At 70.5% G+C, this 22,288-nt stretch carries 23 protein-coding genes and 1 pseudogene; 16 read left to right on the top strand and 8 right to left on the bottom strand.

Annotation, left to right across the window (positions count from 1 at the left end; translation table 11 throughout):
- Positions 1–43 precede the first annotated feature (43 nt).
- Entirely contained in the window at positions 44–637 is a 594-nt protein-coding gene (locus tag ACWEKM_RS15220; protein ID WP_451621630.1) for a TetR/AcrR family transcriptional regulator, read from the bottom strand.
- Positions 638–1,070: 433 nt separating this feature from the next.
- Here ACWEKM_RS15220 and ACWEKM_RS15215 point away from each other — a divergent pair, with 433 nt between their 5' ends.
- Positions 1,071–2,015: an alpha/beta hydrolase family protein gene (locus ACWEKM_RS15215; protein ID WP_451621629.1), complete on the top strand. Its 945-nt coding sequence runs from the start codon at positions 1,071–1,073 to the stop codon at positions 2,013–2,015.
- 285 nt (positions 2,016–2,300) lie between these two features.
- On the opposite strand, the gene ACWEKM_RS15210 is transcribed toward ACWEKM_RS15215, so the two are convergent.
- Positions 2,301–2,687: an ArsR/SmtB family transcription factor gene (locus ACWEKM_RS15210; RefSeq protein WP_451621628.1), complete on the bottom strand. Its 387-nt coding sequence runs from the start codon at positions 2,685–2,687 to the stop codon at positions 2,301–2,303.
- A 128-nt stretch (positions 2,688–2,815) separates the two neighbouring features.
- On the opposite strand from ACWEKM_RS15210, the gene ACWEKM_RS15205 reads away from it, so the two are divergent.
- Positions 2,816–4,846, top strand: a complete 2,031-nt coding sequence (locus ACWEKM_RS15205; RefSeq protein WP_451621627.1) for a heavy metal translocating P-type ATPase — start codon at positions 2,816–2,818, stop codon at positions 4,844–4,846.
- A gap of 112 nt (positions 4,847–4,958) precedes the next feature.
- Here ACWEKM_RS15205 and ACWEKM_RS15200 read toward each other — a convergent pair whose 3' ends face one another.
- Positions 4,959–5,543, bottom strand: coding sequence for a TMEM165/GDT1 family protein (locus ACWEKM_RS15200; protein ID WP_451621626.1), 585 nt, complete (start codon positions 5,541–5,543; stop codon positions 4,959–4,961).
- A gap of 368 nt (positions 5,544–5,911) precedes the next feature.
- On the opposite strand from ACWEKM_RS15200, the gene ACWEKM_RS15195 reads away from it, so the two are divergent.
- From ACWEKM_RS15195 to ACWEKM_RS15185, 3 genes are all read left to right on the top strand, one after another.
- A complete protein-coding gene (locus tag ACWEKM_RS15195) occupies positions 5,912–7,138 on the top strand; it encodes a sensor histidine kinase (protein WP_451621625.1) in 1,227 nt (408 codons plus the stop codon).
- Positions 7,110–7,805: a response regulator gene (locus ACWEKM_RS15190; RefSeq protein WP_451621624.1), complete on the top strand. Its 696-nt coding sequence runs from the start codon at positions 7,110–7,112 to the stop codon at positions 7,803–7,805. The genes ACWEKM_RS15195 and ACWEKM_RS15190 overlap by 29 nt, the downstream gene beginning before the upstream one ends.
- A gap of 138 nt (positions 7,806–7,943) precedes the next feature.
- Positions 7,944–8,267 (top strand): hypothetical protein, encoded by a 324-nt coding sequence (locus ACWEKM_RS15185; RefSeq protein ID WP_451621623.1) that lies wholly within the window; start codon positions 7,944–7,946, stop codon positions 8,265–8,267.
- Here ACWEKM_RS15185 and ACWEKM_RS15180 read toward each other — a convergent pair.
- Positions 8,224–8,418 carry a LysR family transcriptional regulator gene (locus ACWEKM_RS15180; protein WP_451621667.1) on the bottom strand — a complete coding sequence of 65 codons (195 nt, stop codon included), beginning with the start codon at positions 8,416–8,418 and terminating at the stop codon, positions 8,224–8,226. The two genes, ACWEKM_RS15185 and ACWEKM_RS15180, sit on opposite strands and share 44 nt — an antisense overlap.
- On the opposite strand from ACWEKM_RS15180, the gene ACWEKM_RS15175 reads away from it, so the two are divergent.
- From ACWEKM_RS15175 to ACWEKM_RS15140, 8 genes are all read left to right on the top strand, one after another.
- Positions 8,341–8,583, top strand: a complete 243-nt coding sequence (locus ACWEKM_RS15175; RefSeq protein ID WP_451621669.1) for a hypothetical protein — start codon at positions 8,341–8,343, stop codon at positions 8,581–8,583. The genes ACWEKM_RS15180 and ACWEKM_RS15175 overlap by 78 nt on opposite strands.
- Positions 8,584–8,809: 226 nt before the next feature.
- Positions 8,810–9,997, top strand: coding sequence for a hypothetical protein (locus ACWEKM_RS15170; RefSeq protein WP_451621622.1), 1,188 nt, complete (start codon positions 8,810–8,812; stop codon positions 9,995–9,997).
- Between the two features lie 25 nt (positions 9,998–10,022).
- Positions 10,023–11,615 carry a substrate-binding domain-containing protein gene (locus ACWEKM_RS15165; protein ID WP_451621621.1) on the top strand — a complete coding sequence of 531 codons (1,593 nt, stop codon included), beginning with the start codon at positions 10,023–10,025 and terminating at the stop codon, positions 11,613–11,615.
- Positions 11,602–12,372 carry a hypothetical protein gene (locus tag ACWEKM_RS15160; RefSeq protein WP_451621620.1) on the top strand — a complete coding sequence of 257 codons (771 nt, stop codon included), beginning with the start codon at positions 11,602–11,604 and terminating at the stop codon, positions 12,370–12,372. The genes ACWEKM_RS15165 and ACWEKM_RS15160 overlap by 14 nt, the downstream gene beginning before the upstream one ends.
- Positions 12,373–12,742: 370 nt before the next feature.
- The gene (locus ACWEKM_RS15155; RefSeq protein WP_451621619.1) at positions 12,743–12,907 is read left to right on the top strand and encodes a hypothetical protein; all 165 of its coding nucleotides are present in this window, start codon (positions 12,743–12,745) and stop codon (positions 12,905–12,907) included.
- 58 nt (positions 12,908–12,965) lie between these two features.
- Entirely contained in the window at positions 12,966–14,153 is a 1,188-nt protein-coding gene (locus ACWEKM_RS15150; protein ID WP_451621618.1) for an SPFH domain-containing protein, read from the top strand.
- A 58-nt stretch (positions 14,154–14,211) separates the two neighbouring features.
- Entirely contained in the window at positions 14,212–14,643 is a 432-nt protein-coding gene (locus ACWEKM_RS15145; protein ID WP_451621617.1) for a hypothetical protein, read from the top strand.
- A gap of 176 nt (positions 14,644–14,819) precedes the next feature.
- Entirely contained in the window at positions 14,820–15,173 is a 354-nt protein-coding gene (locus ACWEKM_RS15140) for a DUF190 domain-containing protein (RefSeq protein WP_451621616.1), read from the top strand.
- Between the two features lie 64 nt (positions 15,174–15,237).
- Here the strand turns inward: ACWEKM_RS15140 and ACWEKM_RS15135 are convergent, their stop codons facing one another.
- Positions 15,238–15,585 (bottom strand): DUF190 domain-containing protein, encoded by a 348-nt coding sequence (locus tag ACWEKM_RS15135; protein WP_451621615.1) that lies wholly within the window; start codon positions 15,583–15,585, stop codon positions 15,238–15,240.
- Between the two features lie 76 nt (positions 15,586–15,661).
- On the opposite strand from ACWEKM_RS15135, the pseudogene ACWEKM_RS15130 reads away from it, so the two are divergent.
- Positions 15,662–15,829: pseudogene (locus ACWEKM_RS15130) on the top strand (RidA family protein); the annotation flags it as partial.
- A gap of 161 nt (positions 15,830–15,990) precedes the next feature.
- Here the strand turns inward: ACWEKM_RS15130 and ACWEKM_RS15125 are convergent.
- From ACWEKM_RS15125 to uppS, 3 genes are all read right to left on the bottom strand, one after another.
- Positions 15,991–16,740, bottom strand: a complete 750-nt coding sequence (locus tag ACWEKM_RS15125; protein ID WP_451621614.1) for an SDR family oxidoreductase — start codon at positions 16,738–16,740, stop codon at positions 15,991–15,993.
- A 111-nt stretch (positions 16,741–16,851) separates the two neighbouring features.
- Positions 16,852–18,231, bottom strand: coding sequence for an oxygenase MpaB family protein (locus ACWEKM_RS15120; protein WP_451621666.1), 1,380 nt, complete (start codon positions 18,229–18,231; stop codon positions 16,852–16,854).
- A gap of 134 nt (positions 18,232–18,365) precedes the next feature.
- Complete coding sequence (gene uppS, locus ACWEKM_RS15115; protein WP_451621613.1) at positions 18,366–19,145, bottom strand: polyprenyl diphosphate synthase; 780 nt, start codon at positions 19,143–19,145, stop codon at positions 18,366–18,368.
- Positions 19,146–19,492: 347 nt separating this feature from the next.
- Here uppS and ACWEKM_RS15110 point away from each other — a divergent pair, with 347 nt between their 5' ends.
- Together ACWEKM_RS15110 and ACWEKM_RS15105 are read left to right on the top strand one after the other, a co-directional pair.
- Positions 19,493–20,473, top strand: a complete 981-nt coding sequence (locus ACWEKM_RS15110) for a GlxA family transcriptional regulator (protein ID WP_451621612.1) — start codon at positions 19,493–19,495, stop codon at positions 20,471–20,473.
- A gap of 152 nt (positions 20,474–20,625) precedes the next feature.
- A complete protein-coding gene (locus ACWEKM_RS15105; protein ID WP_451621611.1) occupies positions 20,626–22,008 on the top strand; it encodes a DJ-1/PfpI family protein in 1,383 nt (460 codons plus the stop codon).
- Positions 22,009–22,288 lie beyond the last annotated feature (280 nt).

Below are 22,288 nucleotides of genomic sequence, written 5' to 3'. Positions count from 1 at the left end.
CGACGTCATTCCTTCCTGCCCCGGTTCCAGTGGTCGTCCGGCGTCACTGCGTTCGACGCAGTCCGGCGACGAGGATCTCGACGAGGCGTCGTGCGTCGTAGCGGGGGTTTCTGCCGGCGCCCGCGCAGATGCCCCCGACAGCGCGCATCAGCTCGTGGGCTTCCAGGTCGGAGCGGATCTCCCCGGAATCGGCCGCGGCGTCGAGCAGTTGGGTGCACACGGGCACGAGCCGTTCGAGGAAGTAGGAGTGCAGCGGGTCGAAGCAGGGGTCCTCGGACTGCAGCACGGCGGCGAGTCCCTGCTTGGTGACCACGAAATCGACGAAGAGGTCGAACCAGCGGGCCAGTGCCGCATACGGGGTTGCGCTGGTCTCCGGCAGGGCGGAACCGGCCTCGGCGAGGGCCTCGACCTGGTGCCGGTAGACGGCGATGATGAGGTCCGCTCGCGTCGGGAAGTGACGGTAGATCGTGGCCGTACCGACGCCGCCCTTGGCCGCGATCTCCCTTATCGGCGCTTCCACCCCTGACGTGACGAAGATCGCGGCGGCCGCTTCGAGCAGGGTCTCCTGGTTGCGCCGCGCGTCCGCCCGTTGCGGCCGGGCCGCCGCACGCCCTGTGTCCCGGTCGATGTCGTTCACCGCGGCCTTCCTTTCGCCACCGAGCTTGATAAACGGGACGGCGTCCCGTATCGTCAATCGGGACAGCGTCCCGTTTCTCCATGGTGCCAGATCAGGGCACGACAACCAAGCCGCGGCGCGATCGCACCGCACCGACCTCAACGCCACGGCGCCACGGCGCCACCGACCGACAGAACCCCGGCACCGCGCCCGCGCGGCACCCCCACCCCGTCCGCCCGGTCTCCTTCGGCCGGTTCCGTCGCCTGCCCTCGGCGTGATGGCCGACCCGCACAGCCCCAAGCCCCAAGCCCCAAGCCCCAAGCCCCAAGCCCCAACACATCAAGGACGGCCGGTGTCGCCGCCTACCACGGGCGCCATCCGACACCGAACACATCGACCACACCGAACACATCGACCGCATCGACCGCGAAACAGAGAAGCGAAAGAAAGATCCATGCCGCACACAGACAGGGCCATCACAGACCTGGCCATCGGCACACCCGCTCCCGTCGTCTCCGTGCAGCCGGTGGTGCTCCGAGCACCGGACCGCGGTGCGGACCTGCACGTACGAGTGTCCGCGCCCGTCACCGGGGACGAACTGCCCGTCATCGTCTTCTCGCACGGCTTCGGCTCGTCCCTGCACGGCTACGGCCCATTGACCGACTTCTGGGCGGCGCACGGCTTCGTGGTGATTCAGCCCAACCATCTCGACTCAAGGACGCTGGGCATTCCCTCCGAGGATCCCCGCACTCCACGGATCTGGCGTTTCCGGGTCGAGGACATGAAGCGCGTCCTCGACCAACTCGACCTGCTGGAAGCAGCGGTGCCCGGCCTCGGCGGGCGCCTCGACCGAAGCCGCATAGCCGCGGCAGGACATTCCTTCGGCGGCCAGACGGTGGGCAGTCTGCTGGGCCTGCGCGTCCTCGATCCGCAGGGCAAGAAGGAGGAGGACCTGTCGGACTCGCGCATCAAGGCGGGGGTGCTGTTCGCCACGGCCGGAACGGGCGGCGCCGATCTGACACCTTTCGCAGCCGAGAACTTCCCGTTCATGAACCCGAGTTTCACGGACATGACCACACCGGCCCTCGTGGTGGCGGGGGATCGGGACGACTCCCCGCTGAGCGTTCGAGGACCGGAGTGGATGACCGACCCGTATTTCCTGAGCCCCGGCGACAAGAGCCTCCTCACCCTGTTCGGGGCAGAGCACTCGCTCGGCGGCATCGCGGGCTACGAGATCAAGGAGACAACGGACGAAAACCCGGAACGCATCGCCCTGATCCAGCACATCTCCTGGGCCTACCTCCGCCATGCGCTCGGCATCGAGGAGGCCGCCTGGTCGGCGGCGCAGCAGGCCCTGTCGGAGAGCACCGACCCGGTGGGGCGCATCGAATCCAAGTGAAGCTCGGCTTCCCGACCTGCGGTGGGACCGCCCCGGGAGCGTCCTCGCCACAGCGTTCGGCGCCCGCCTGCCGTCGGCGTCGACCGACGCCCGCTCCCCCCCGGATGACCGGGCCGGAATCCGGCCGCGGCTTTGGCGTACGACGGTGCGGTGTCGGGCCAATGCGCGGGCACGTCCGTTGGCCGCCGCGCCGGGACAATGCGCAGGCCGTTCACGTCCGTTGGCCGCTGCATGGGCTCAATGCGCGGGCCGTGCCCGTGCGTTGGCCGCCGTGCCGGGCAGGGATCAGCGCGCCCCGGCCGCCACGTCCGCCCCGGCCGGGGTGTCGCGCAGTCCGAGGCGCAGATGCTCGACGTGGTAGAGGGCCTGTTCCAGGAGTTCGGCGACGTGATTGTCGTAGAGCGCGTAGATGACCGAGCGGCCTCGGCGTTCGCCGGTGACCAGGCCGAGGTTGCGCAACAGGCGCAGTTGGTGGGAGCAGGCGGACTGTTCCATGCCGACCGCGTCGGCCAGTTCCGTGGCCGCGCAGGGGCCTTCCTGGAGGCGGGCCAGGATGCGCAGGCGCGAGGGGGTGGCCAGCGCCTGGAGGGTGGCGGCCACATCGGCGGCGCCGACGGTCTCCAGGCGGTCGCGCGCGGTGGCGGTCGTCGTTGTGTCAGCTCGGTGGCCCATGGGCCTCATCGTACGGAGAACAACCCATGAACGCATGAATGAGTCTTCATTCTTTCCTGTACGGTGGTGGGCGGCACCGGGATTCCGGCTGCACGTGAACACGTCATGCCCTGTGAAGGACTTTCCCGATGACCTCCACTCTCGCCCCGGCCCCGGCAGACCGGACCGCTCCGGAACGCGACACCGCCGCACCACGCCGGCGCACACGAGTCCTCGCGCTGCCCGAGGCCCGCTGGGCAGCGGTTGCCCTGGCCCTCTTCCTGGTCGCGCTGCCGTTGCAGCTGACCGGCGCCCCGGCCTGGACCTGGGCGCCCCTGTACGCCCTGACCTATGCGGCGGGCGGCTGGGAACCGGGCTGGGCCGGACTGCGGGCGCTGAAGGAGAAAACCCTCGACGTGGATCTGCTGATGGTCGTCGCCGCGCTCGGTGCCGCGGCGATCGGGCAGGTCATGGACGGGGCGCTGCTGATCGTCATCTTCGCCACCTCCGGCGCGCTGGAGGCCCTGGCCACCGCCCGCACCGCCGACTCCGTGCGGGGACTCCTGGACCTGGCCCCCGCCAAGGCCGCCCGGCTCGCCGCCGACGGCAGTGAGGAGACCGTCGCCGTCGAGGACCTGGCCGTCGGCGACACCATCCTGGTACGCCCCGGTGAGCGTGTCGGCGCGGACGGCCGTGTCCTCGACGGTGCCAGTGACGTGGACCAGGCGACCATCACCGGCGAGCCGCTGCCCGTGCCCAAGGAGCGGGGCGACGAGGTCTTCGCCGGCACCCTCAACGGCACCGGCGCCCTGCGGGTGCGCGTCGAGCGCGACGCGTCCGACAGCGTGATCGCCCGGATCGTGCGCATGGTGGAGGAGGCGTCCGAGACCAAGGCGCCGACGCAGCTCTTCATCGAGAAGGTCGAACAGCGCTACTCGCTGGGGATGGTCGCGGCGACGCCGGCCGTCTTCCTCGTCCCGCTCGCCTTCGGCGCCGAGCTGACCGGCTCGCTGCTGCGGGCGATGACCTTCATGATCGTGGCGTCGCCGTGCGCCGTCGTCCTGGCGACCATGCCGCCGCTGCTGTCGGCCATCGCGAATGCCGGACGGCACGGCGTGCTGGTCAAGTCGGCGGTGGTCATGGAGCGGCTCGGCGAGGTCGACGCGGTCGCGCTCGACAAGACCGGCACGCTGACCGAGGGCACTCCGCGCGTCACCGACATCCGGCCGCTGACCGGCTCCGGCCTCGACGAGGCCGGACTGCTGGCCCTCGCCGCCGCGGCCGAGCACCCCAGCGAGCACCCGCTGGCCCGCGCCGTGCTGGCCGCGGCACGGGAGCGGGGACTCGCCCTTGCGGTGGCGGAGGACTTCGACTCGACGCCCGGTGTCGGTGTCAGCGCCACCGTCGGCGCGCACCGGGTAGCGGTGGGGGCTCCCGCCCGGCTCCTCGCCACTGCCCGCGACACCGACCCGACGACGGCCGACCCGACAACGACTGGCCCGACAACGACTGGCCCGACGACGACGGAGGCGGCGGACCTCGCGGGTGAGCTGGAGGACGGCGGCCGGACCGCCGTACTGATCACGGTGGACGGTGCGCCCGTCGGGCTGCTCGGCGTCGCCGACCGGCTGCGCCCCGACGCCGCCACGACCGTCGCCTCCCTGACGTCACGCACCGGGGCCGCCCCCCTGCTGCTGACCGGCGACAACCCGCGCGCGGCCGGACGCCTGGCCACGGAGGTCGGCATCGAGGACGTACGCGCCGGGCTGCTGCCCGAGCAGAAGGTGAGCGCGGTCAGGGAACTGGCGGCAGCGGGGCGCAAGGTGATGGTCGTCGGGGACGGCGTCAACGACGCCCCGGCGCTGGCCGCCGCCCACACCGGCGTCGCCATGGGCCGGGCGGGTTCGGACCTGGCTCTGGAGACCGCCGACGCGGTCGTCGTCCGCGACGAACTCGCCACCGTCCCCGCGGTGATCTCCCTGTCCCGCCGAGCCCGGCGGCTCGTCGTGCAGAACCTCGTGATCGCCGCGGTGTTCATCACCGGTCTGGTCGTCTGGGACCTGGCGGGGAACCTGCCCCTGCCGCTCGGTGTCGCCGGTCACGAGGGCTCCACCGTCATCGTCGGCCTCAACGGACTGCGGCTGCTGCGTGCGGCGGCCTGGCGACGAGCCGCCGGTTGAGCCGCCGCGGGACGCCCGGACCCCGCCTCGGCGTCACATGCCCCGGCGCCCTCACCCGCCGTCGGTGCCCGGCCCGGATCGACGGCGCACGGCGCTCAACGCGCCGAAGTCGTCAGCCGGTGAACGCTTCGACGAGCGTCCAGGCCGCCAGGCCGGCCATGCAGACGGCGCCGATGCGCTGCACGGTCTTCAGCGGTACGCGCTTGGCGATGAAGCGGCCCGCGAGGAGGGCGAGGGCGGACACGGACATCAGGGCGGCGGCAGAGCCGATGGCGGTGGACAGCCAGCCGTCGGTGGCCGCGAGGTTGGCGGTGGTGATCTGGGTGAGGTCCCCCCACTCGCTGATGAAGACGGCCATGAAGGCGGTGGTGTAGACGGGCCAGAATCCGGTGACGGTCCCGGATCCGTCTTCACCGTCCTCGTCGTCGCCCCCACCGCGCAGCAGCACGATGGCTCCGAAGGCGAACAGGGCGGCGGAGACGAGCCTGACCGCCGTCGTGGGCAGCAGGCCGATCAGCCTGCCGGCACCGACGGCGATGACGACGTGGACGACGAAGGCCGTGGAGGTCCCGAACCACACGTACAGCGGGCGCATGCGGGTACCCATGGCCAGCGACGCGAACATGGTCTTGTCGGGAAGTTCGGCGAGGAAAATCAGCCCGAAGGCGGTGACGATCGCCAGGGGGTCGAGAGTCATCCTGGTGCTTTCTGCCGGGGCCGGGCCGAAGGCTCGAACGGCACCCACTGCGGTGACGGGAAGACCCTTGCGGCCCGGCACGATGACGCGGCCCCGCACGTGTGTGCGGGCCGTGTTGTGCCGTGACCGAAGGTCTCGTCCACCGACCCGTCACTCTCTGGCCGGCCCGATGGCCGGGATGCCCGTGAGGGTGTCCAGTGTGTCGACCAGCGGTATTGCGGGACTACTCCCCTTCGCCGCCCTCAGCCTAGGCAATCGGCACGCCCGAGGCAAAGCCGGTGCCGGGTGGTGCGCCTCACCCCCGGGGCAGGGCACCGTTCGGGCGGCGTGCTGATGCCCGCTGTGCCCATCGCCCCTACGGTGGTGGCATGCCGGTGATCAACGGTGGCAGGTCGAAGACGCCTGCTCGGACTCGTATGGTCGGGGCTCTGGGCGTGGCCCTGCTGTTCGTGCTGTCCGTCGTGGCCGCCTCCATCGATCCGCACCAGGACGAGGTGGACTTACGCTGGCCCGCTGTGGTGCTGGCCGCAGTCGGTTCCGCCGCGCTGCTGCGGCGGCATCGCCACCCGCTCGGCGTACTGGCCCTGACCGTGGGCTGCGGGGTGCTCTTCCAGGTCCTCGGATTCCGGGAGAGCCCCTTGGTGATCAGCCCGGTTCTGGTGTCCGTCTACACCGTGGCCGTGCACACCGACCGGCGCACGGGCTGGATCGCGGCTGCCGTCTCGGCCGCCGTGCTGGTGGGGGCCGCCACGGTGTGGAGCTCGCAGGAATGGCTGGACCCGGACAAGGCCGCGATGCTGGCATGGACGGCCCTGCCGACCGCCATCGGGGACGCGGTGCGCTCCCGTCACGCCTACGTGGCCGCCGTGGAGGAACGGGCCGAGCATGCGGAGCGCACCCGTGAGCAGGAGGCACGGCAGCGGGTCGCGGCCGAACGGGTCCGGATCGCGCGCGAGTTGCACGACATCGTCGCGCACCACATCGCGTTGATCAACGCTCAGGCAGGGGTGGCCGTGCATCTGGTGGAGCGGCGACCGGACCAGATAGTCACGGCTCTGGAGGACATCCGGGACACCAGCCGGTCCGCCCTGGACGAACTGCGGGCCACCGTGGGCCTGCTGCGGCAGTCCGAGGACACGGTGCCGCGCGATCCGCTGCCGGGCCTTGCGCAGGTGCCCGCCCTTCTGGCGTCGTTCGAACGTGCCGGTCTGGTCGTGAACCACACGCGGCGAGGGCCCGCCGAGCCGCTGGAGCCGGCCGTCGATCTGGCCGCGTACCGGATCGTGCAGGAGTCCCTGACCAATGTCCGCAAGCACGCGGGGGCCGACTCCGCCCGGCTGTTCCTGCACTACCACCCCGAATGGTTGACGATCACCGTCGAGAACGACGGGGGCGCGCGCTCGCACCGGCCTCGGCCGGGAGCCGGGCACGGGCTGATCGGAATGCATGAGCGGGCTGCCGCGATCGGGGGCAGGCTGCATGCCGGGCCGCGCACCGACGGCGGCTTCACCGTGCGGGCCGAACTGCCTCGGCGGCCCGGCTCGGCACGGGATCGGAGACATGGATATGACGATTCGTGTACTGCTCGCCGATGACCAGGCCCTGCTGCGGGCCACCTTCAGGATGCTGTTCGATGCCACGGACGACATGGAGACCGTCGCCGAGGCGTCCAACGGGCGTGAGGCGGTGCAACTGGCTGCCGCGCAGCGCCCGGACGTGGTGCTGATGGACATCCGCATGCCGGAGCTGGACGGCCTTGAGGCGACACGGCTGATCAGCGAGTCCGGCGATCTCACCGACGTACGCGTACTGATCCTGACCACCTTCGAGGACGACGAGCATGTCGCCGAGGCGCTGCGCGCGGGTGCGAGCGGTTTTCTCGGCAAGGGTGCGCGACCGGAGGAACTCCTCGATGCCGTGCGTACGGTCGCCGCCGGCGAGGCGCTGCTGTCCCCGTCGGCCACGCGGTCGTTGATCACCCGTTTTCTGGCCCAGCCGGATCCCTGCCCGGCGGCCGTGCACGAGCGGCTGGAGTGTCTGACGCCGAGGGAGCGCGATGTCACCCGGCTCGCGGCGCTCGGTCTGTCCAATGACGACATCGCCGAGCATTTGTTCGTCAGTCCGTTGACCGCCAAGACCCATGTCAACCGGGCCATGACCAAGCTGGCCGCCCGTGACCGGGCCCAGCTGGTGGTCATCGCCTATCGGAGCGGGCTGGTCAGCGCGGCGGACCCCGCCCCTGCGCAGGCGCCCGCCTCGTAGGCCCTACGGTGCGTTCTGCCCCCGCCGTACGCAGGGGTGCCGTATACCGCGGTCGTGGTAGCCGTGAATCGCTGCACGGGGACGACGCGCGCGGGGGTGGTCGTGGGTGATGGTGGAAGCGGGAACGGAGGTGTCACCATGATCGAAGCACACAGCCCGGCCGTCCTTGAGATCCGTCCGCCGAGGCAGGCCCGCCCGGTGCAGGCCCGCCCGGCCAGGCACGACGCATTCCGGGGTGAGCGCGACCGGGCCGCGGCCGTGCCGCCCCATCTGTCGCTCCTCCGGGAAGCCCTGGCCCACGACGCCCTGGTGCACCACGGCGGCCAAAGCCCGCGGACGCACCGGCACGGCCTGTGCGCATCCGGACATCTGCCGGCTCATCGGCGCCGCCCCGCTCGCTTGGCCGTGGCCCGGCAGCTCACCCTGGCCCAGTGGGTGAGCAGGACCACGAGCATCCGGTGACCACGGCGCTCATCGCGTCGAGCGCGTGGCGGCCGTGGTGCAGCAGCGCCTCCCCGGCCGGCGTCAGCGAGACATGACGGCTGGAGCGCACGAGCAGCTGAACCCCGAGCCGCGATTCGACGCGTCGAATCGCCTTCGAGGCGACGACCACAACCCCGCGTTCGTCGCCACCGCCGTCGTGCAGCTGGGTGTCGCCGACCTCGATGCGCTCAACGCCTCGTTCGCGGCCCCAGGAGCCGCGGAACTCATCCAGCGCTGGCAGTCCCGGTACTCCTACAAAGCCGTCTGGGCCAATCACGAGCCGCTGCTCTCCTGACGGACGTCACCGCACCATCTCTCGACACACCGTTCCCAGGTGATTCACCTGCCGGATGTTCCCACGTCGCCTCACTGGTTCAGAATCCAACCCCGTCACGGGGGTGGTGCTGGTGTCCACGAACACAGTCCGAGCCGAGGGGGCCGGTGGAGCGGAACCCAGGTTATCGGTCCGAAGTCCGGAGCGGTCCTGGCCCGCACGCCTGCGCCGGCCGCTGCCGCTGACCGTGGCGTTCGTTCCCGCCCTCTGCTTCGTGCTGGTGCTGGTGTTCGGGCATGCGGCACTGCCGTTCCAGCGGATCGTGACGATCGAGGCCAAGATGGCCTCCAAATCGGAGTTCTTCGAGGACCCCGAGGTCGAGCGGCTGCTCCTCCAGCACGGCTTCCGCATGCACATCACTCGCATGGGGTCGCGTGGCATTGCCACGCAGAGCTACCAGGGCTACGACGTCGTCTTTCCCTCCGGGCAGCCCGCCGCGGACCTGATCACACAGGAACGGGCGCGGGCCGGCCACCCGGCCACCACCTACGGGCCGTTCTCCAGTCCCATCGTGCTCGCCACCTACCGCGAGTACGCCAAGACCCTGGTGGCCGCGGGTGTCGCCAGACCGCAGCAGGATGCCGCGTCGGACGGTGACCAGCCGCTCTACTACCGGCTCGACATGCGCCGCTTCATCGAGCTCGCCCAGGCCGACGGCGGCAAGGGCAAGCGGTGGGACGACATCGGTCTGGGCCGGTACGGGCTGCACAACGGCAACAAGGTGCTGGCGCAGACCTCCGACATCTGCGAATCCAACTCCGCGGGCACCTATCTGGGCCTCGTGGCGTTCGTGGAGAACGGCAACGACATTCCGAAGTCGGAGGCGGAGGCGGACCAGCTGGCCGAGCGGATAAAGCCCGTCCTCATCGCCCAGGGAATGCCGTCGTTCGAGAAGAACCAGACGTATCTCTCCCCCGAGGGCAAGAGCATCGCCCCGATCGCCGTCATCTACGAGCACCAGTTCCTGGCCCATCAGATCCAGTACCGCGCCAAGACGGGAGCGGCGGACGACGAGCGCGTACTGCTCTATCCCTCCACCCGCTTCATCACCGAACCCAAGCTCATCGCGCTCAGCGACGACGGGGACCGGCTCGGCCGGCTCATCTCCGACGACCCGGTGCTCCAGGAACGCGCCATGGAACTGGGTTTCCGGCTGCGCGATGCCAACAGCGGCTTCACGAGTATCCGCCTCACGGAATTCCTGAAGGACCATCACATCCCGGCGCCCGCCGCGTCGACCGACGACACCAGAGCCATCCTGCCCGACCTCAGTCTGCTGGAGCGCATGATCGAGACCGTCGGCAAGTGCGACCCCACCGGCTCGCCGGGCACCGGGTCGGACGGTTCGACGCCGACGGCCGAGGGCTCCTCGTGACATGACCGATGCTCAAGGACCCCATGTGAAACGACGGGTGCGGACCGGCATGCTCGCGCTGTGCCTGGTCCTCGTCGCCGCCTGGAGTGCGCTCGCCGCCTGCTCGGACGGCGGGGACGACACGACCACGCTGCGCGTGCTGGCCAGTCCCGAACTCGCCGACATGCGGCCGGTCCTGGACGACCTGCAGCACGACACGGGGGTACGCCTCGACCTCGACTACCGGGCCGCGAACGACGCCGACGACCTGCTCGTGGACGGGGGCCACGGCTACGACCTGGCCTGGCTCTCCTCCGACCGCTACCTCCGGTTGAAGCTCAAGAAGGCGGGCGGGGCCGGCGCCGATCCGCCCCTGAGCACCCCCGTCATGCGCTCGCCCGTGGTCATCGGGCTGACCCACGACGTGGCTGAGCGGCTACGGAAGCAGGTTCCGGGCGGTCGCCTGTCCTGGGCGGACATCGCGAATGCCGCCGCCACCGGCACCGTTCACTTCGGCATGGTCGACCCCCGGCACTCGGGCAGCGGGCTGGTCGCCCTCGTCGGGGTCGCCACGGCCGCCGCGGGCACCGGGAGCGCGCTGCGCCCCGAGGACGTCTCGTGCGACCGGCTGCGCGGCTTCCGCTCCGGGCAGACTCTCACCGCCGACACCTCGCAGGACCTGATCGACGCCTTCGTGCGGGGCGGGCCGAAGGCCAACGCGCTGATCACCTACGAGTCCGAACTCCTCGCGCTGAACAAGTCCGGCCGGCTCCCCCAGCCCCTGGACATCGTCTACCCCACCGACGGCACCGTGCTTTCGGACTATCCGCTGCTCCTGCTGGACGACGACCGGCGCGCCGCCTACGACCGGGTGGTGGACTGGCTGACCGGGGAGCGCCACCAGCAGGAGATCATGCACAGGACACTGCGGCGCCCGATCAGCCCGTCGGTGCGCCGCGAGCCCGAGTTGAGCGCCCCGCTCGGCAATGCGCTGTACTTCCCCGACGATCTCGCGGTCATCGAACGGCTCATCGCCGACTACGGCGATCCGCGCCGCCCCGGCGGCGATCAAGTCCTCTTCCTGCTGGACTTCTCCGGTTCGATGCGCGGCGAGCGGGCGGCGTCGCTGCGTGCCGCGTTCGCCGGTCTCAGCGGGGCGGACTCCTCCCGGACGGGCAAGTTCGCCCGGTTCTACGAGGGCGAACGGCTGACCGTGGTGCGTTTCGGGGGCAGCGTCCTGGGCGAGCGGACGGTCACCGTGCGCGGCCCCGGGGACCTCCGGGCCCTCCAAGCCTTCATCGCCCGCGACGAGTACGACGACGACACCGCCCTGTGGTCCGCGCTCGACCATGGGTACCGCACGGCTGCGGCGGCCGTCCGGGAAGCCCCCCGACGGGCCGTGTCGATCGTGCTGATGACGGACGGCCAGAACAACGCCGGCCTCACCTATGACCAGTTCGTACGGCGGTACCGGGCGCTGGAGCCCGAGGTCCGCCGGGTCCGCACCTACCCGGTCCACCTCGGTGAGGCGGACGCCGGGGAGTTGCGGCGCGTGGCGGCGGCGAGCGGCGGGCACCTGGTGGACGCCGACGACTCGTCCCTTTCCGAGGCGTTCAAGGAGATCCGTGGCTGTGGTTAACGGCGCCTGGTGGGGCGCATGGTGGGGATGGATGGTCGTCTGGCTGGTGGCCGCGGCGGGGGTGCTGGGCCTGTGCGTGCTGCTCCTGGCGCTCGCGCACCGGAGACTCACCGGCCCCCGCAAGGAGCATCCGGGTCCGAGTATCTGCGTCTATCTGCACGAGCAGTCCGTCAAGAACCTCGACGAACTCGGCAACTACACCGCGGCGTTGGAGAGGGTGGTCGAGGAACGCCACAACGTCACCACGAACGCCGGGTTCTGGACCAAGCTGATGCCCTTCGATCTGAAGGCGGACCGGGGAACCAGCCAGGAGACGTTCACCAGTTACGTACAGCGGCACACGTCGTTGTCGACGGTGGGCGTGCTCCTGTCGGTGTTCGACCGGGAGGACGCCGTCGTCCAGGTCGACCTGCGCTCCGGCTCCCTCACCCTGAACCGGGCGCTCACCCGTGAACTGACGATGGCCGGCGGCCATGCGGCGGACGCGGATCAGGTGGCGCTCAGCGACATCAGGGAGTTCGTCTCGGTGCAGGGCCGTTTCACGGCCCTGCCGGAGTCCAGCGGCGGCTATGTGCTGCGGGCCCGCTACGGCGACGACGAGCGACCCGCTCACCTCCGGGTCCCGCTCTCCGCCGCCGGGCTGCAGATCGAGACGATGTACGAGGGCGAGTTCCAGGCCCGCTGCCTCGGCAAGACCACCGGGTGGAACCCCGAACAGCGCGAGGTCACCCTGGACGCGATCGCCATCTTCCGCTAGGGCCTCATCAGCGGCGGCTGCCGTACCACCGGGGTCCGGATCCGGTCCGACGGGGAGACGGTGGGCGGACCGGTCTGGATCACGTACTCGTCTGGGCGGAATGCGCCGAGGGGAGCGAGGCGGAGTAGCGTGGAAGGTGCGAAGACGACCGGTGTCCTGATGCCGGGAGCGTCTTCGCTGATGTGCCCAGAGGCTTGACGTGCCCAGAGGCTTGACGTGTCCGAAGGAGACAGCGGGCGCGAGCGGTCCTCGTCCGTCGACCGCCCGGAGCCCCCTTCAGGTGACCTTCCGTATCCAGGTGTCAAGAGGTCGTATGCGCACAGCCGACGACTCTTCGCAGAGTCCTGTGGGGGCACTGGGAAAAGTGACGGTGGCGATCCCACAGGACGGTCCCGGGGAAGTGCTCGTGGCCGTCCGGGGCGGCTCGGAAGCCTATGCGGCCTGGTCCGCGGCACCGGTCGCCAAGGACGTCCGGGTGATCGTGGTCGACTCCGTCTCGGCACGCTCGGTGATCGTCGAGCCGCTGCCGTCCTGAAGCGTCTTCCCCTTCGGGACGTGTCTTCTCGGTTCCGCAGGACGCGAGGTGGTCCCTGATGTTTTTCTGGCACGTTCCCGCTCCGAACGAGGCCATGCTGATTTCCGGCTCCAAACGGCGGGCCGAGGAAACCCAGTTTCGGATCGTCACCGGTCACGGCAGTTTTGTGCTGCCCGTCAAGCAGAAGGCCCGGATGCTGTCGCTGGCCCTGCGGGAGGCGGAGATCGCCGAGGACTGTGTGACCCAGCAGGGAATCCGGCTCAAAGTACGGGCCGTGTGCGTGTTCAAGGTGGGGGACGACGCGGTGTCGATCGCCAATGCCGCCCGCCGGTTCCTGTCGGAGCAGCAGCGGATGGAGGAGCTGGTCGGCCGGATCTTCGCGGGGCATCTGCGGTCCATCGTCGGCGGGCTCACGGTGGAACAGATCATCCGTGAGCGCAGCCGGGTCTCCCAGGAGGTGGTGGCGGGCAGCCACGGCGAGATGGAAAAACTCGGCATCGTCGTGGACGCCCTCCAGATCCAGGAGATCGAGGACTCCACCGGATATATCGACAACCTCGCCGCCCCGCATGCCGCCGCCGTGGCGAGCCAGGCCCGGATAGCGCAGGCCAAGGCGGATCAGGAGGCGGCGGAGCGGGAGCAGCAGGCCGCCGCGCTCAAGGCCGAGTACGAACGGGACACGGCGATCAAACGGGCGGGTTTCACCGCCGAGACCGAGCAGTACAACGCGCGCGCCGCCCAGGCGGGCCCCCTCGCCCAGGCCAAGGCGTCCCAGGAGGTCATCGAGGAACAGACCGCGCTGGCCCAGCGGCAGGCCGGTCTGGCGGCCCAGCGGCTGGAGGCGGAGGTACGGCGCCCGGCGGACGCGGAGGCATACCGGCAGCGGACGCTGGCCGAGGCGGGCCGTGACCGGGTCACGTTCGAGGCCGACGGGGCCGCCTACGCCGAACGGGCCATCGCCCAGGCCCAGGCCGACGCCAACACGGCCCGTGCCGCCTCGCTCCGTGACGGCAACCAGGAACTCATCGCCGCCAACCGGGTCGTGGAGAATCTGCCCGCCCTCGCCGAGGCGGCGGCTCGCGGTATGTCCGGAGCCGATCTCACCGTCCTCAACGGCACCGACGGCATCAACCAGGTGGCGGCCGGAGTGGTGGCGCAGGGTCTGACCATCCTCGAAACGCTCCGCCGCTCGACACCGTCACCCGCCACCGAAGAGCGGGTACCGGCGAAGCCCGAGCCGAGCTGAACCCACCGGAAGCCCTGAACCCGCGAGGAGCCCTGAACGCGAAGAAGGGACAGCTGTCATGGATGTGGATCGCGCCCGACGTGTGGTGGCGGCCCTTCGGGCCCGAGAGGTGATGGCCCATCTCGTGGAGGCGGGTGTCTACGAGTTCGGGATCAGGGTGGTCCTGGACGAGGGCATTGAGGCCCTGTGGGACATGGACGGCGCATCAGGACTGGACGCGGAGATCGTCAGTGATGGCGTACTCATCGGATTCGTCCCCCATGTGCCCGGTTCGGAGAGCTTCACCGAGCAGCAGATCGTGGACAGCATCGCCACCACGCGGTACTCGGCGGAGGGCCTCCACCCGCCCCAGGACACGCCACCGCCCCCGCCTTCCCCCGCACAACCCCCGCCGGCCGCCGGACCTCCCGCCGCGAAGAGCGCCCCGGCCACCCCACCGGTGGCCCGGTACCAGCGCCGTGCGCACTGGATCCACCGCGGCCGACGGTAGCCCCCCCAAGGGTCTCGGATACGCTCCGCGACTGATCCATTGACTGGAGTGACCAACTGGAGTCACCAACGGGAGTCACCGACCCGCACCGTCGTCCGGAAGGAACCGTTCCCTTTACTCCGTTGTGTACCGGTCAGAGCTATGTTGGTGCTGTGGTGGCGGACCAGGAGGACGTCATGACGCCGATGCGACGGGCCCTACAGCTGACGATCTTCATAGAGGAATGCGACACCTGGCATCACAGGCCGCTGTCCGCCGAGATCGTGCACCGCGCTCATCAGGCCGGGCTGGCCGGCGCGACGGTGCTGCGGGGGATCGAGGGATTCGGGGCCTCGTCGGTGATCCACGGATTCCGGTTGCTGTCCCTCAAGCAGGATGTTCCGCTGGCGATCGTGATCGTCGACGAGGAAGAACGGGTGCGCCGCTTCCTTCCGGCCCTGCGCGAGTTGATCGACGGCGGGCTGGTGATCGTCGAGCCTGTGGACGTCATGCGGTGCCCCGCACGGGATCCGGCGCAGACACGTGCTTGACGTGGCCGGTGCCGCGGCCGGTTCGCCGTTGGTCACCGCGTCGGTGCTGGTCACCGAGTCGGCCTCAAGTGGCCGCGGCCTTCCGGCTGTTGTAGTGGACGACCTCGACCTCTTGCAGGGTGATCAGCCCACTGATGGGCAGTTCGTCGAGCTGGGTCATGAACGCTCGGACGCGGTCCTCCTCGTCGACGATGACGACGGCCGTCGGCAGGTCGTCGGCCATGGACAGCAGTCGCGTCGTGTGTACGACCGATGTCGCCCCGAAGCCCTCCACGCCTCGGAACACCGTCGCCCCGGCCAGCCCGAAGGCATGGGCACGGTGCACGATCTCGGTGAACAGGGGCTTGTGATGCCAGGTGTCGGTGTCGTCGACGATGATCGTCAGCCGCAGTGCGCGGCCACGGAGTGTCATGATCGCGGTCCTCTCGTCACCGGGATGCGGCCCGAGGCACGACCCCACCTTAATCCCGGACCCGGGCGCCGCCACGCGGACGCTGCTGCCCGACCGCGAGGACTTCGAGCCGTGCCGGCCCGTCCTGCGCCGCCGCTTCGGCGAGGTGCGGCCGGCCGCCACGATGCTCATGTGCGGTCTGGCCGATCCACGTATGAAGATCGAGATCGAGGTGTCCGCTCGGCGGGCCGCCACCACCGCGTGACGGCTCGCGCCGTCCCGACCACCGGGTCGTAGCCCCCCTGCTCGCCCACCGACACGATCACGGTGGGGGCGGCGGTGCCATGCCGACAGCCCTCGATGATGGCCCGGTCCAAGCCCACACCATCGACACGGTCGAACCGCGGGCGTCACGGTAGCCGGGGCTCAGACCTGGACCAGCCCGCCGTCGACGAAGAGTTCGGCCCCGGTGGTGAACGAACTCTGGTCCGAGGCGAGGAAGACCGCCGCGGCGGCGACTTCGCCGGCATGGCCGAGCCGACCGAGTGGAACCACTGTCGCGAGGGAGTCCGCCAGCTGCGGTTCGTCCTGCGCCGGGGTTCCCAGGCCGCGGATGCCGGGGGTCTCGATCGGGCCGGGGCTGATGGCGTTGACCCGGATGCCGCGGCCCGCGAGCTCGGCGGCCCAGGTGCGGGCGAGATTGCGGTCGGCCGCCTTGGTGGCGCTGTAGACGCTCATGCCCTCGACGCCCATGGACGCGTTGGTGGAGGAGAGCACGATCACCGAGGCACCGTCGGGCAGCAGCGGCAGCGCCTTCTGAACGGTGAACAGGGTCCCTTTGACATTGATGTCGAAGGTCCTGTCGTACTGCTCCTCGGTGATCTCGCCCAGCCGGGCGAGATCGGCGATGCCGGCATTGGCCACGACCACGTCCAGCCGCCCGCTGCGCTCCTTGATCGTCGCGAAGAGCTGGTCGAGATCATCGAGATTCGACACATCGCTCTGCACGCCGACGGCACCCGCACCGACGGCTTCCACGGCCGCGTCCAGCTCCGGCTTGCGCCGGCCGGTGAGGTAGACGGTGGCGCCCTCGGCGGCGAACCTGCGGGCGACGGCCAGTCCGATGCCGGTCGATCCGCCGGTCACCAGGGCCACTTTCCCTTCGAGCTGTCCCATGATGTCCACTTCCTTGCGGTAATCAAGTTCATTGCATCGGGGGACTTTCGTTACACAGGGAGCGTCGAAGTCGGCGTGGCTATTCCACGGAAAGTGCGCCCGGGGAGCGGGTCACGCGTCGGCGAGCAGCGGGTCGTAGGGCGTTGAGTGCCGACGGCCCGACATGAACGACAGGAAGTCCTTCACGAACGCCGCCCGGCTGTACGTTCCGTCGCTACCGTCCGTGTCGCGGCGGAACGCGGTGCGGAACAGGGCGCGGTACTCGTCGGCGTCAATGTCCCCGTTGCTGTCCTTGTCGGTCGCGTCGAAGAGGACCTCGGCGACCTTGATCAGCGCGGGTCCGGCCAGGGCGGGCACGGCCGCGGCGTACTCCTGCGCGCTGATGCGGCCGTCGCCGTCGGTGTCGAGGGCCGCCTGGAGTTCCCGCCACCAGTCGGCGTACGCGGTGTAGAGCCTGGTCTCCTCGGGCTCGTCCAGGTCGAGGCGGCCGGAGAGCTCCCGGGCCATGGCGGCGAGGTCGGGCCAGTCCAGACAGCCGTCGCCGGTCTGGTCAAGCACCGTCCTGAAGAACTCTTCCGCGCTGCGCCGCACATCGGTTTCGCCGTCGGGATCCGGGTGTGCGGGCAGCGGGGTGATGAGCCGGAGCAGGGCCCCGGCTCGCTTCACCTGGTCGTTCAGGGCGGTGATCGTCCTCGCCCGGGGATCGTCGCTGTCGGGCGAGAGGGCCAGCAGGTCGGCGATGCCGTCGGCGCTGAGCCAGCCGTCGGGAAGGAAGCGGGCCAGGCCGACGGCCAGATAGGCGCCCTGCATCAGGGTCTGGGCACCGGGCGTCTCGGGCAGTCCGGCCCGCCTGCGGAAGGGTTCCGGGAGGGAGGCCACGGTGATCGCTCCGACGACGGGTCCCGCGACGGTCCGGCCGGCCGCCCACAGCGTGGGCAGGCCGTGCAGCAGGGGCGGCGCCGGCAGGTGGTCGAAGAGCTTGTAGAGGATGACGCGCATCGCCTCCGTGTTCTCCAGTTCCTCCTCGACCACCCGGTCGAAGTACTGCCAGAACCCGTGGAGGGTGTGCGGCAGGTGGCCTGCTTCGTCTCCCAGGGTGGCGAGGAACGCCTGGAATTCGGCGTACAGCTGCTCCATGGCGGACTGTTCGAGGGGCTGTCCGCTCAGTCGGTGCATGGTGACGGCGCTCTCGAACAGGGTGGCCACCACCCAGGCGCGCACGCCGGGGTCCAGCGCGTCGTACGGCCGGTTGTGTGCGTCGGTGCCGCTCAGCCGTGCGTGCAGGCGATTGAGCCGCGCCGCTTCCCGGTCCCGCACGTGATCGTCGGCGCCGAACATGCGTTGCAGGCTCACGAGGGTGTTGCGCAGCCGCCGCCAGGGGTGCGCCACGAACGTCGAGTTGTCGATCAGGGCCGCGCCGATCTGCGGGTGGGCGGCCTCCAGTACGGTCGCCCGGACCAGTGCCAGTGCCCAGCGCGGGTCGTTGCGCATGGCGTGGAACTGCGAGCCGGGGCCGTGTCCGGGCCCCGTGCCCGCTTCGGCGGCGGGCCGCCGCGCGTCGCCGCCGACGGAGCCGGTGTCAGTGCCGGTGCCGGTGTTCTCGGGGTGGCCGGAGTCTGTGTCGGTCACGATCGGGGCTCTCCGTTCGCGGTCGGCATCACACCGCCGAAGCGGCGATCGCGTTGCTGATAGGTGTGCAGGCACTCCAGGAAGTGCGGCGCGCGGAAGTCGGGCCAGAGCACCGGCGGGAAGACCCACTCGGCGTAGGCGACCTGCCAGAGCATGAAGTTGGAGATGCGCTGTTCTCCGGAGGTGCGGATGACGAGGTCCACGTCGGGGGTGTCGGGGAACGGCAGATGGGCGGCGAAGTTCTGCTCGTCGACGGCGTCGGCCGGCACTCCGCTGCGGATCAGCGACCGTGCGGCTTCGACGATGTCCCTGCGCCCGCCGTGGTCGAACGCGACGGTCAGCGTCATCCGCCGGTTGTTTCCGGTCAGTGTCGTCAGGTCGGCGAAATCCCGGGCCAGTCCGGCGGGGATGCGCGGGTCCGCCACGCCGAGGAACCGGCACCGGATTCCACGCGCGTGCAGCAGCGCGGCGTGTTTGCGCACCACGCGACGCACCGTCCGCATGAGGAAATCGACTTCCGTGCTCGGCCGACGCCAGTTCTCGGTGGAGAAGGCGTACAGGCTCAGCCATTCGACGCCCGCCGACCGCGCCGCCTCGATGACGTCGATCACCGTGGTCTCCGCGGCACGGTGGCCTGCCGTACGCGGCAGCGAACGCTGCGCCGCCCAGCGGCCGTTCCCGTCCATCACGCATGCGACGTGCCGTGGCACTCCCCGCCGACCGTCGCCGTCCGCGCGCCGGAGGGCAGGTTCAGCTGAGGAGGCGGAACCGTCCATGGCCTGCCGAACTCCCACGCCGCCCCCCAGCGTCCGTCTGTGCTGCCGTTCCGTCCCGCAGCAGAGTGTCAGCACCGGCCTTCCCGGAGGGTGCGCGTGTCACGGAATCACCCTTGGAACTCCCGTCCGACACGGCAGTTCTCGTGCCATGCCCCGCATCCCGCGGCGCCCCGTGGGCGGGGTCACCGGTCGATACACCCGGGAACCAACCGGGGCCGGTCGTGAACCGTGCCGCGAGGCCGGCCGCGAGATCCGCCTCCGCCGTCGGCCGAGCAGTGCCTGATCCGTCCGCTCCTCGGCGCTGATCGCCCTCGTCGAGTACGTGGTCTCTTGCCTACTGTGTCCGTGTGAGTGATGTGACGAGCGGGTGCACGGGGCGCGTGGTCGTGCTGGTGCTCCCCGAGGTGAACCTGTTGGATCTCGGCGGTCCGGTGCAGGTCTTCGACGCGGCGGCCCACTTGGGCGGCGGCTACCGGCTGGAGTACGTCGCGGAGACGGACAGGGTGCGCTCGGCCCAGGGCCTGGAGCTGGCCGGCCTGGGGAGGCTGACGGCGACGCGGGCGGGGGCGGGCGATCTGGTGCTGGTCCCGGGGCCGAGACTGACCGTATCCGACCGGCTGGTGCCGGAAGCCGCGGTCCGCTGGGTGCGGGATGCCTACGATGCGGGCGCCCGGGTGGCATCGGTGTGCAGCGGCGCCGCCGTCCTTGGGGAAGCGGGACTGCTGGACGGCCGGGCGTGCACGACGCACTGGCACCTCACCACGGCGATGCGTGAGCGGTACCCGGCCGCGCGGGTGCGCGAGGCGGCGTTGTACGTCCATGACGGGCGGGTCAGTACCAGCGCGGGCATCTCCGCCGGGATCGACCTCGCGCTGTCCCTCGTCGAACGCGACCGCGGTCCCGAGCTGGCCGCCGCAGTCGCCCGCGAGCTCGTGCTCTACCTGCGGCGGGACGGCGACGCGGCGCAGATCAGCCCGTTCCTGCGCTACCGCGATCACGTCCGGCCCGCCGTACACCGAGTACAGGACCACCTGGCGCAGAACCTGGACGCCGCGCACAGCCTGACCGAACTCGCGGCCGTGGCCCATCTGTCCCCGCGCGGCCTGACCCGGGCCTTCACCACGGCCACCGGGATCACGCCGCTCGCCTACCAGCGGCAGCTGCGCCTGGAGCGCGCCCGCACCCTGCTGGGGTCCACTGATCTGACGGTGGAGGCGGTCGCGGCCCAGTGCGGTTTCCGCGACGCACGGCAGCTGCGCCGTCTTGTCACGGAGGCGTTCGGCGCCTCGCCGTCCGAGCTGCGGACCCGGCTCCGGCCGGCCGGCTGAAACCCGCTCGCCTTCGAGGGGCCGTTCCGCGGGCCTCCCCCGTCCTTCTCTTCTGCTTCTTCTGCCTCTCCGGCCTCTTCTGCGTCATCCCGCACGGGTCTGCGGGATGCGCCCAACACCACCCTCACACGACCGAATTATGGAGGTATGTCTTGTCTGGATCGAACAAGCGGAACCGAGTGATCCGCCGTGGCGGCTGGGTCCTCCTCGGCACGGCGCTGTCCGTGGTGACCTTCGCGGGGATCGCCTTCGCCGGGGTGACCGCGTCCATGGCGGACAGCTTCGCGCCCGCCCCGGCCGCTTCCGGCGGCGCGGCATGGCCGGCCGCACGGGCGGTGCCCGAGGACCGGCTCACGGTCGCGGTGGCGGTCAGCAATCAGGGCTCGGTTGCCACCGATGTCCTCGCGCCATACCAGGTGTTCGCCGAGTCGGACAAGTTCTTCGTGTACACGGTGGCGGCCGAGCGGCGCGTCTCCCCGCTGTCCGGCGGGGCACACCTGCTTCCCGACCACACCCTGGCAGAGGTGGCCGACGGTGCCGTGCCCGAGCCCGATGTGGTGATCGTGTCCGCCGTGACCGACCCGGCCGACGCCAAGGAGTCCCGGCTCCGTCAGTGGATCGTCGAACGCCATCGCAAGGGCGCACGTGTTCTGGGGGTCTGCGCCGGCTCGGAACTACTGGCGGCCTCCGGGCTGCTGGACGGCCGTGACGCGACGTCGTTCTGGTCCAACATCGGCTCCCTGAAGCGCGATTACCCTCACGTGCACTGGCAGCGGGGTCGGCGGTACGTCGAGGACGGCCGGGTCACCACTACCGCCGGCGTCACCTCGGGCACCGTCGGTGCGCTGCGGACGGTGGAGGATCTGGCGGGCAGGGACGAGGCCGCCCGGATCGGGAAAGGGCTGTCGTATCCGGGCTGGACGCTGGACGGGCCGACCGCGATTCCCGTCCACCACCTGGCCGTCGGCGACCTGCCGTACGCACTGAACGCGGCGTTCCCCTGGCTGCGGCCGACGGTGGGCATCGGCCTGGTCGACGGGGTCGACGAGATCGACGCCGCCGCGGCCTTCGAAGGCTACGGCGGTGTGTCCTTCGCGGCGCGGACGGTGGTGCTCGGCGCTCGCGACACCGTCACCACCCGCCACGGTCTCGTCCTGGTCACCGAGGCGGCGGACGGTGACTCCCACGGAGTCGACCGCTTCGTCGTGCCCGGCGTGGCGAGCTCCTCGGCGGTCGACGAGCCGCTGCGTGCCTGGGCGCACCGCAACGGGCGGGCCGTGGAACTGCCCGACGGGGGAAGGCGCGCCGGGGAGTTCGGATTCGACCCCGTGCTGCGTGACCTCGCCGAGCACGGCGACCGCCGTACGGCGCTGGTCACGGCGAAATTCTCCGAGTACCCGTCGTCACAGCTGACGCTCACCGGTGCGGCCTGGCCGTGGCGGTCGACCCTGCTGGCCGCGTCCGCGGTCCTGGTCAGCGTCGGCGCGGGGTTCGTCCCCACGCTGATACGACGGCTGATACGACGGACGGGCTGATACGACGGACGGTGCGACGCCGACAGGCCGCGTGAATCTCGTCAGCATCTGCACGCGGTGCCGCCGATGCGGTGGGACCCGTCGGCAACGGGGGCAGCGGGTGTTTCCGGGGACAGTGTGTGCTTCGGTGGGCAACTTCCCCGGGAATCAGCCCGATTAGGGGGTCTCTCAGCGCCCCGGCCCACGCTGGATCGTGCGTCCCCGGGGCGATTCGTTACCGTGTCCCTGTACCTGTGTATGTGTTCCGGTCGCATGCCCGCCACCAGGGGAAGGGTTGCCA

Source organism: Streptomyces sp. NPDC004752 (assembly GCF_053601275.1).
The sequence above is the reverse complement of the archived record's forward strand: the minus strand, read 5'-3'. Positions and strand labels throughout refer to the sequence as shown.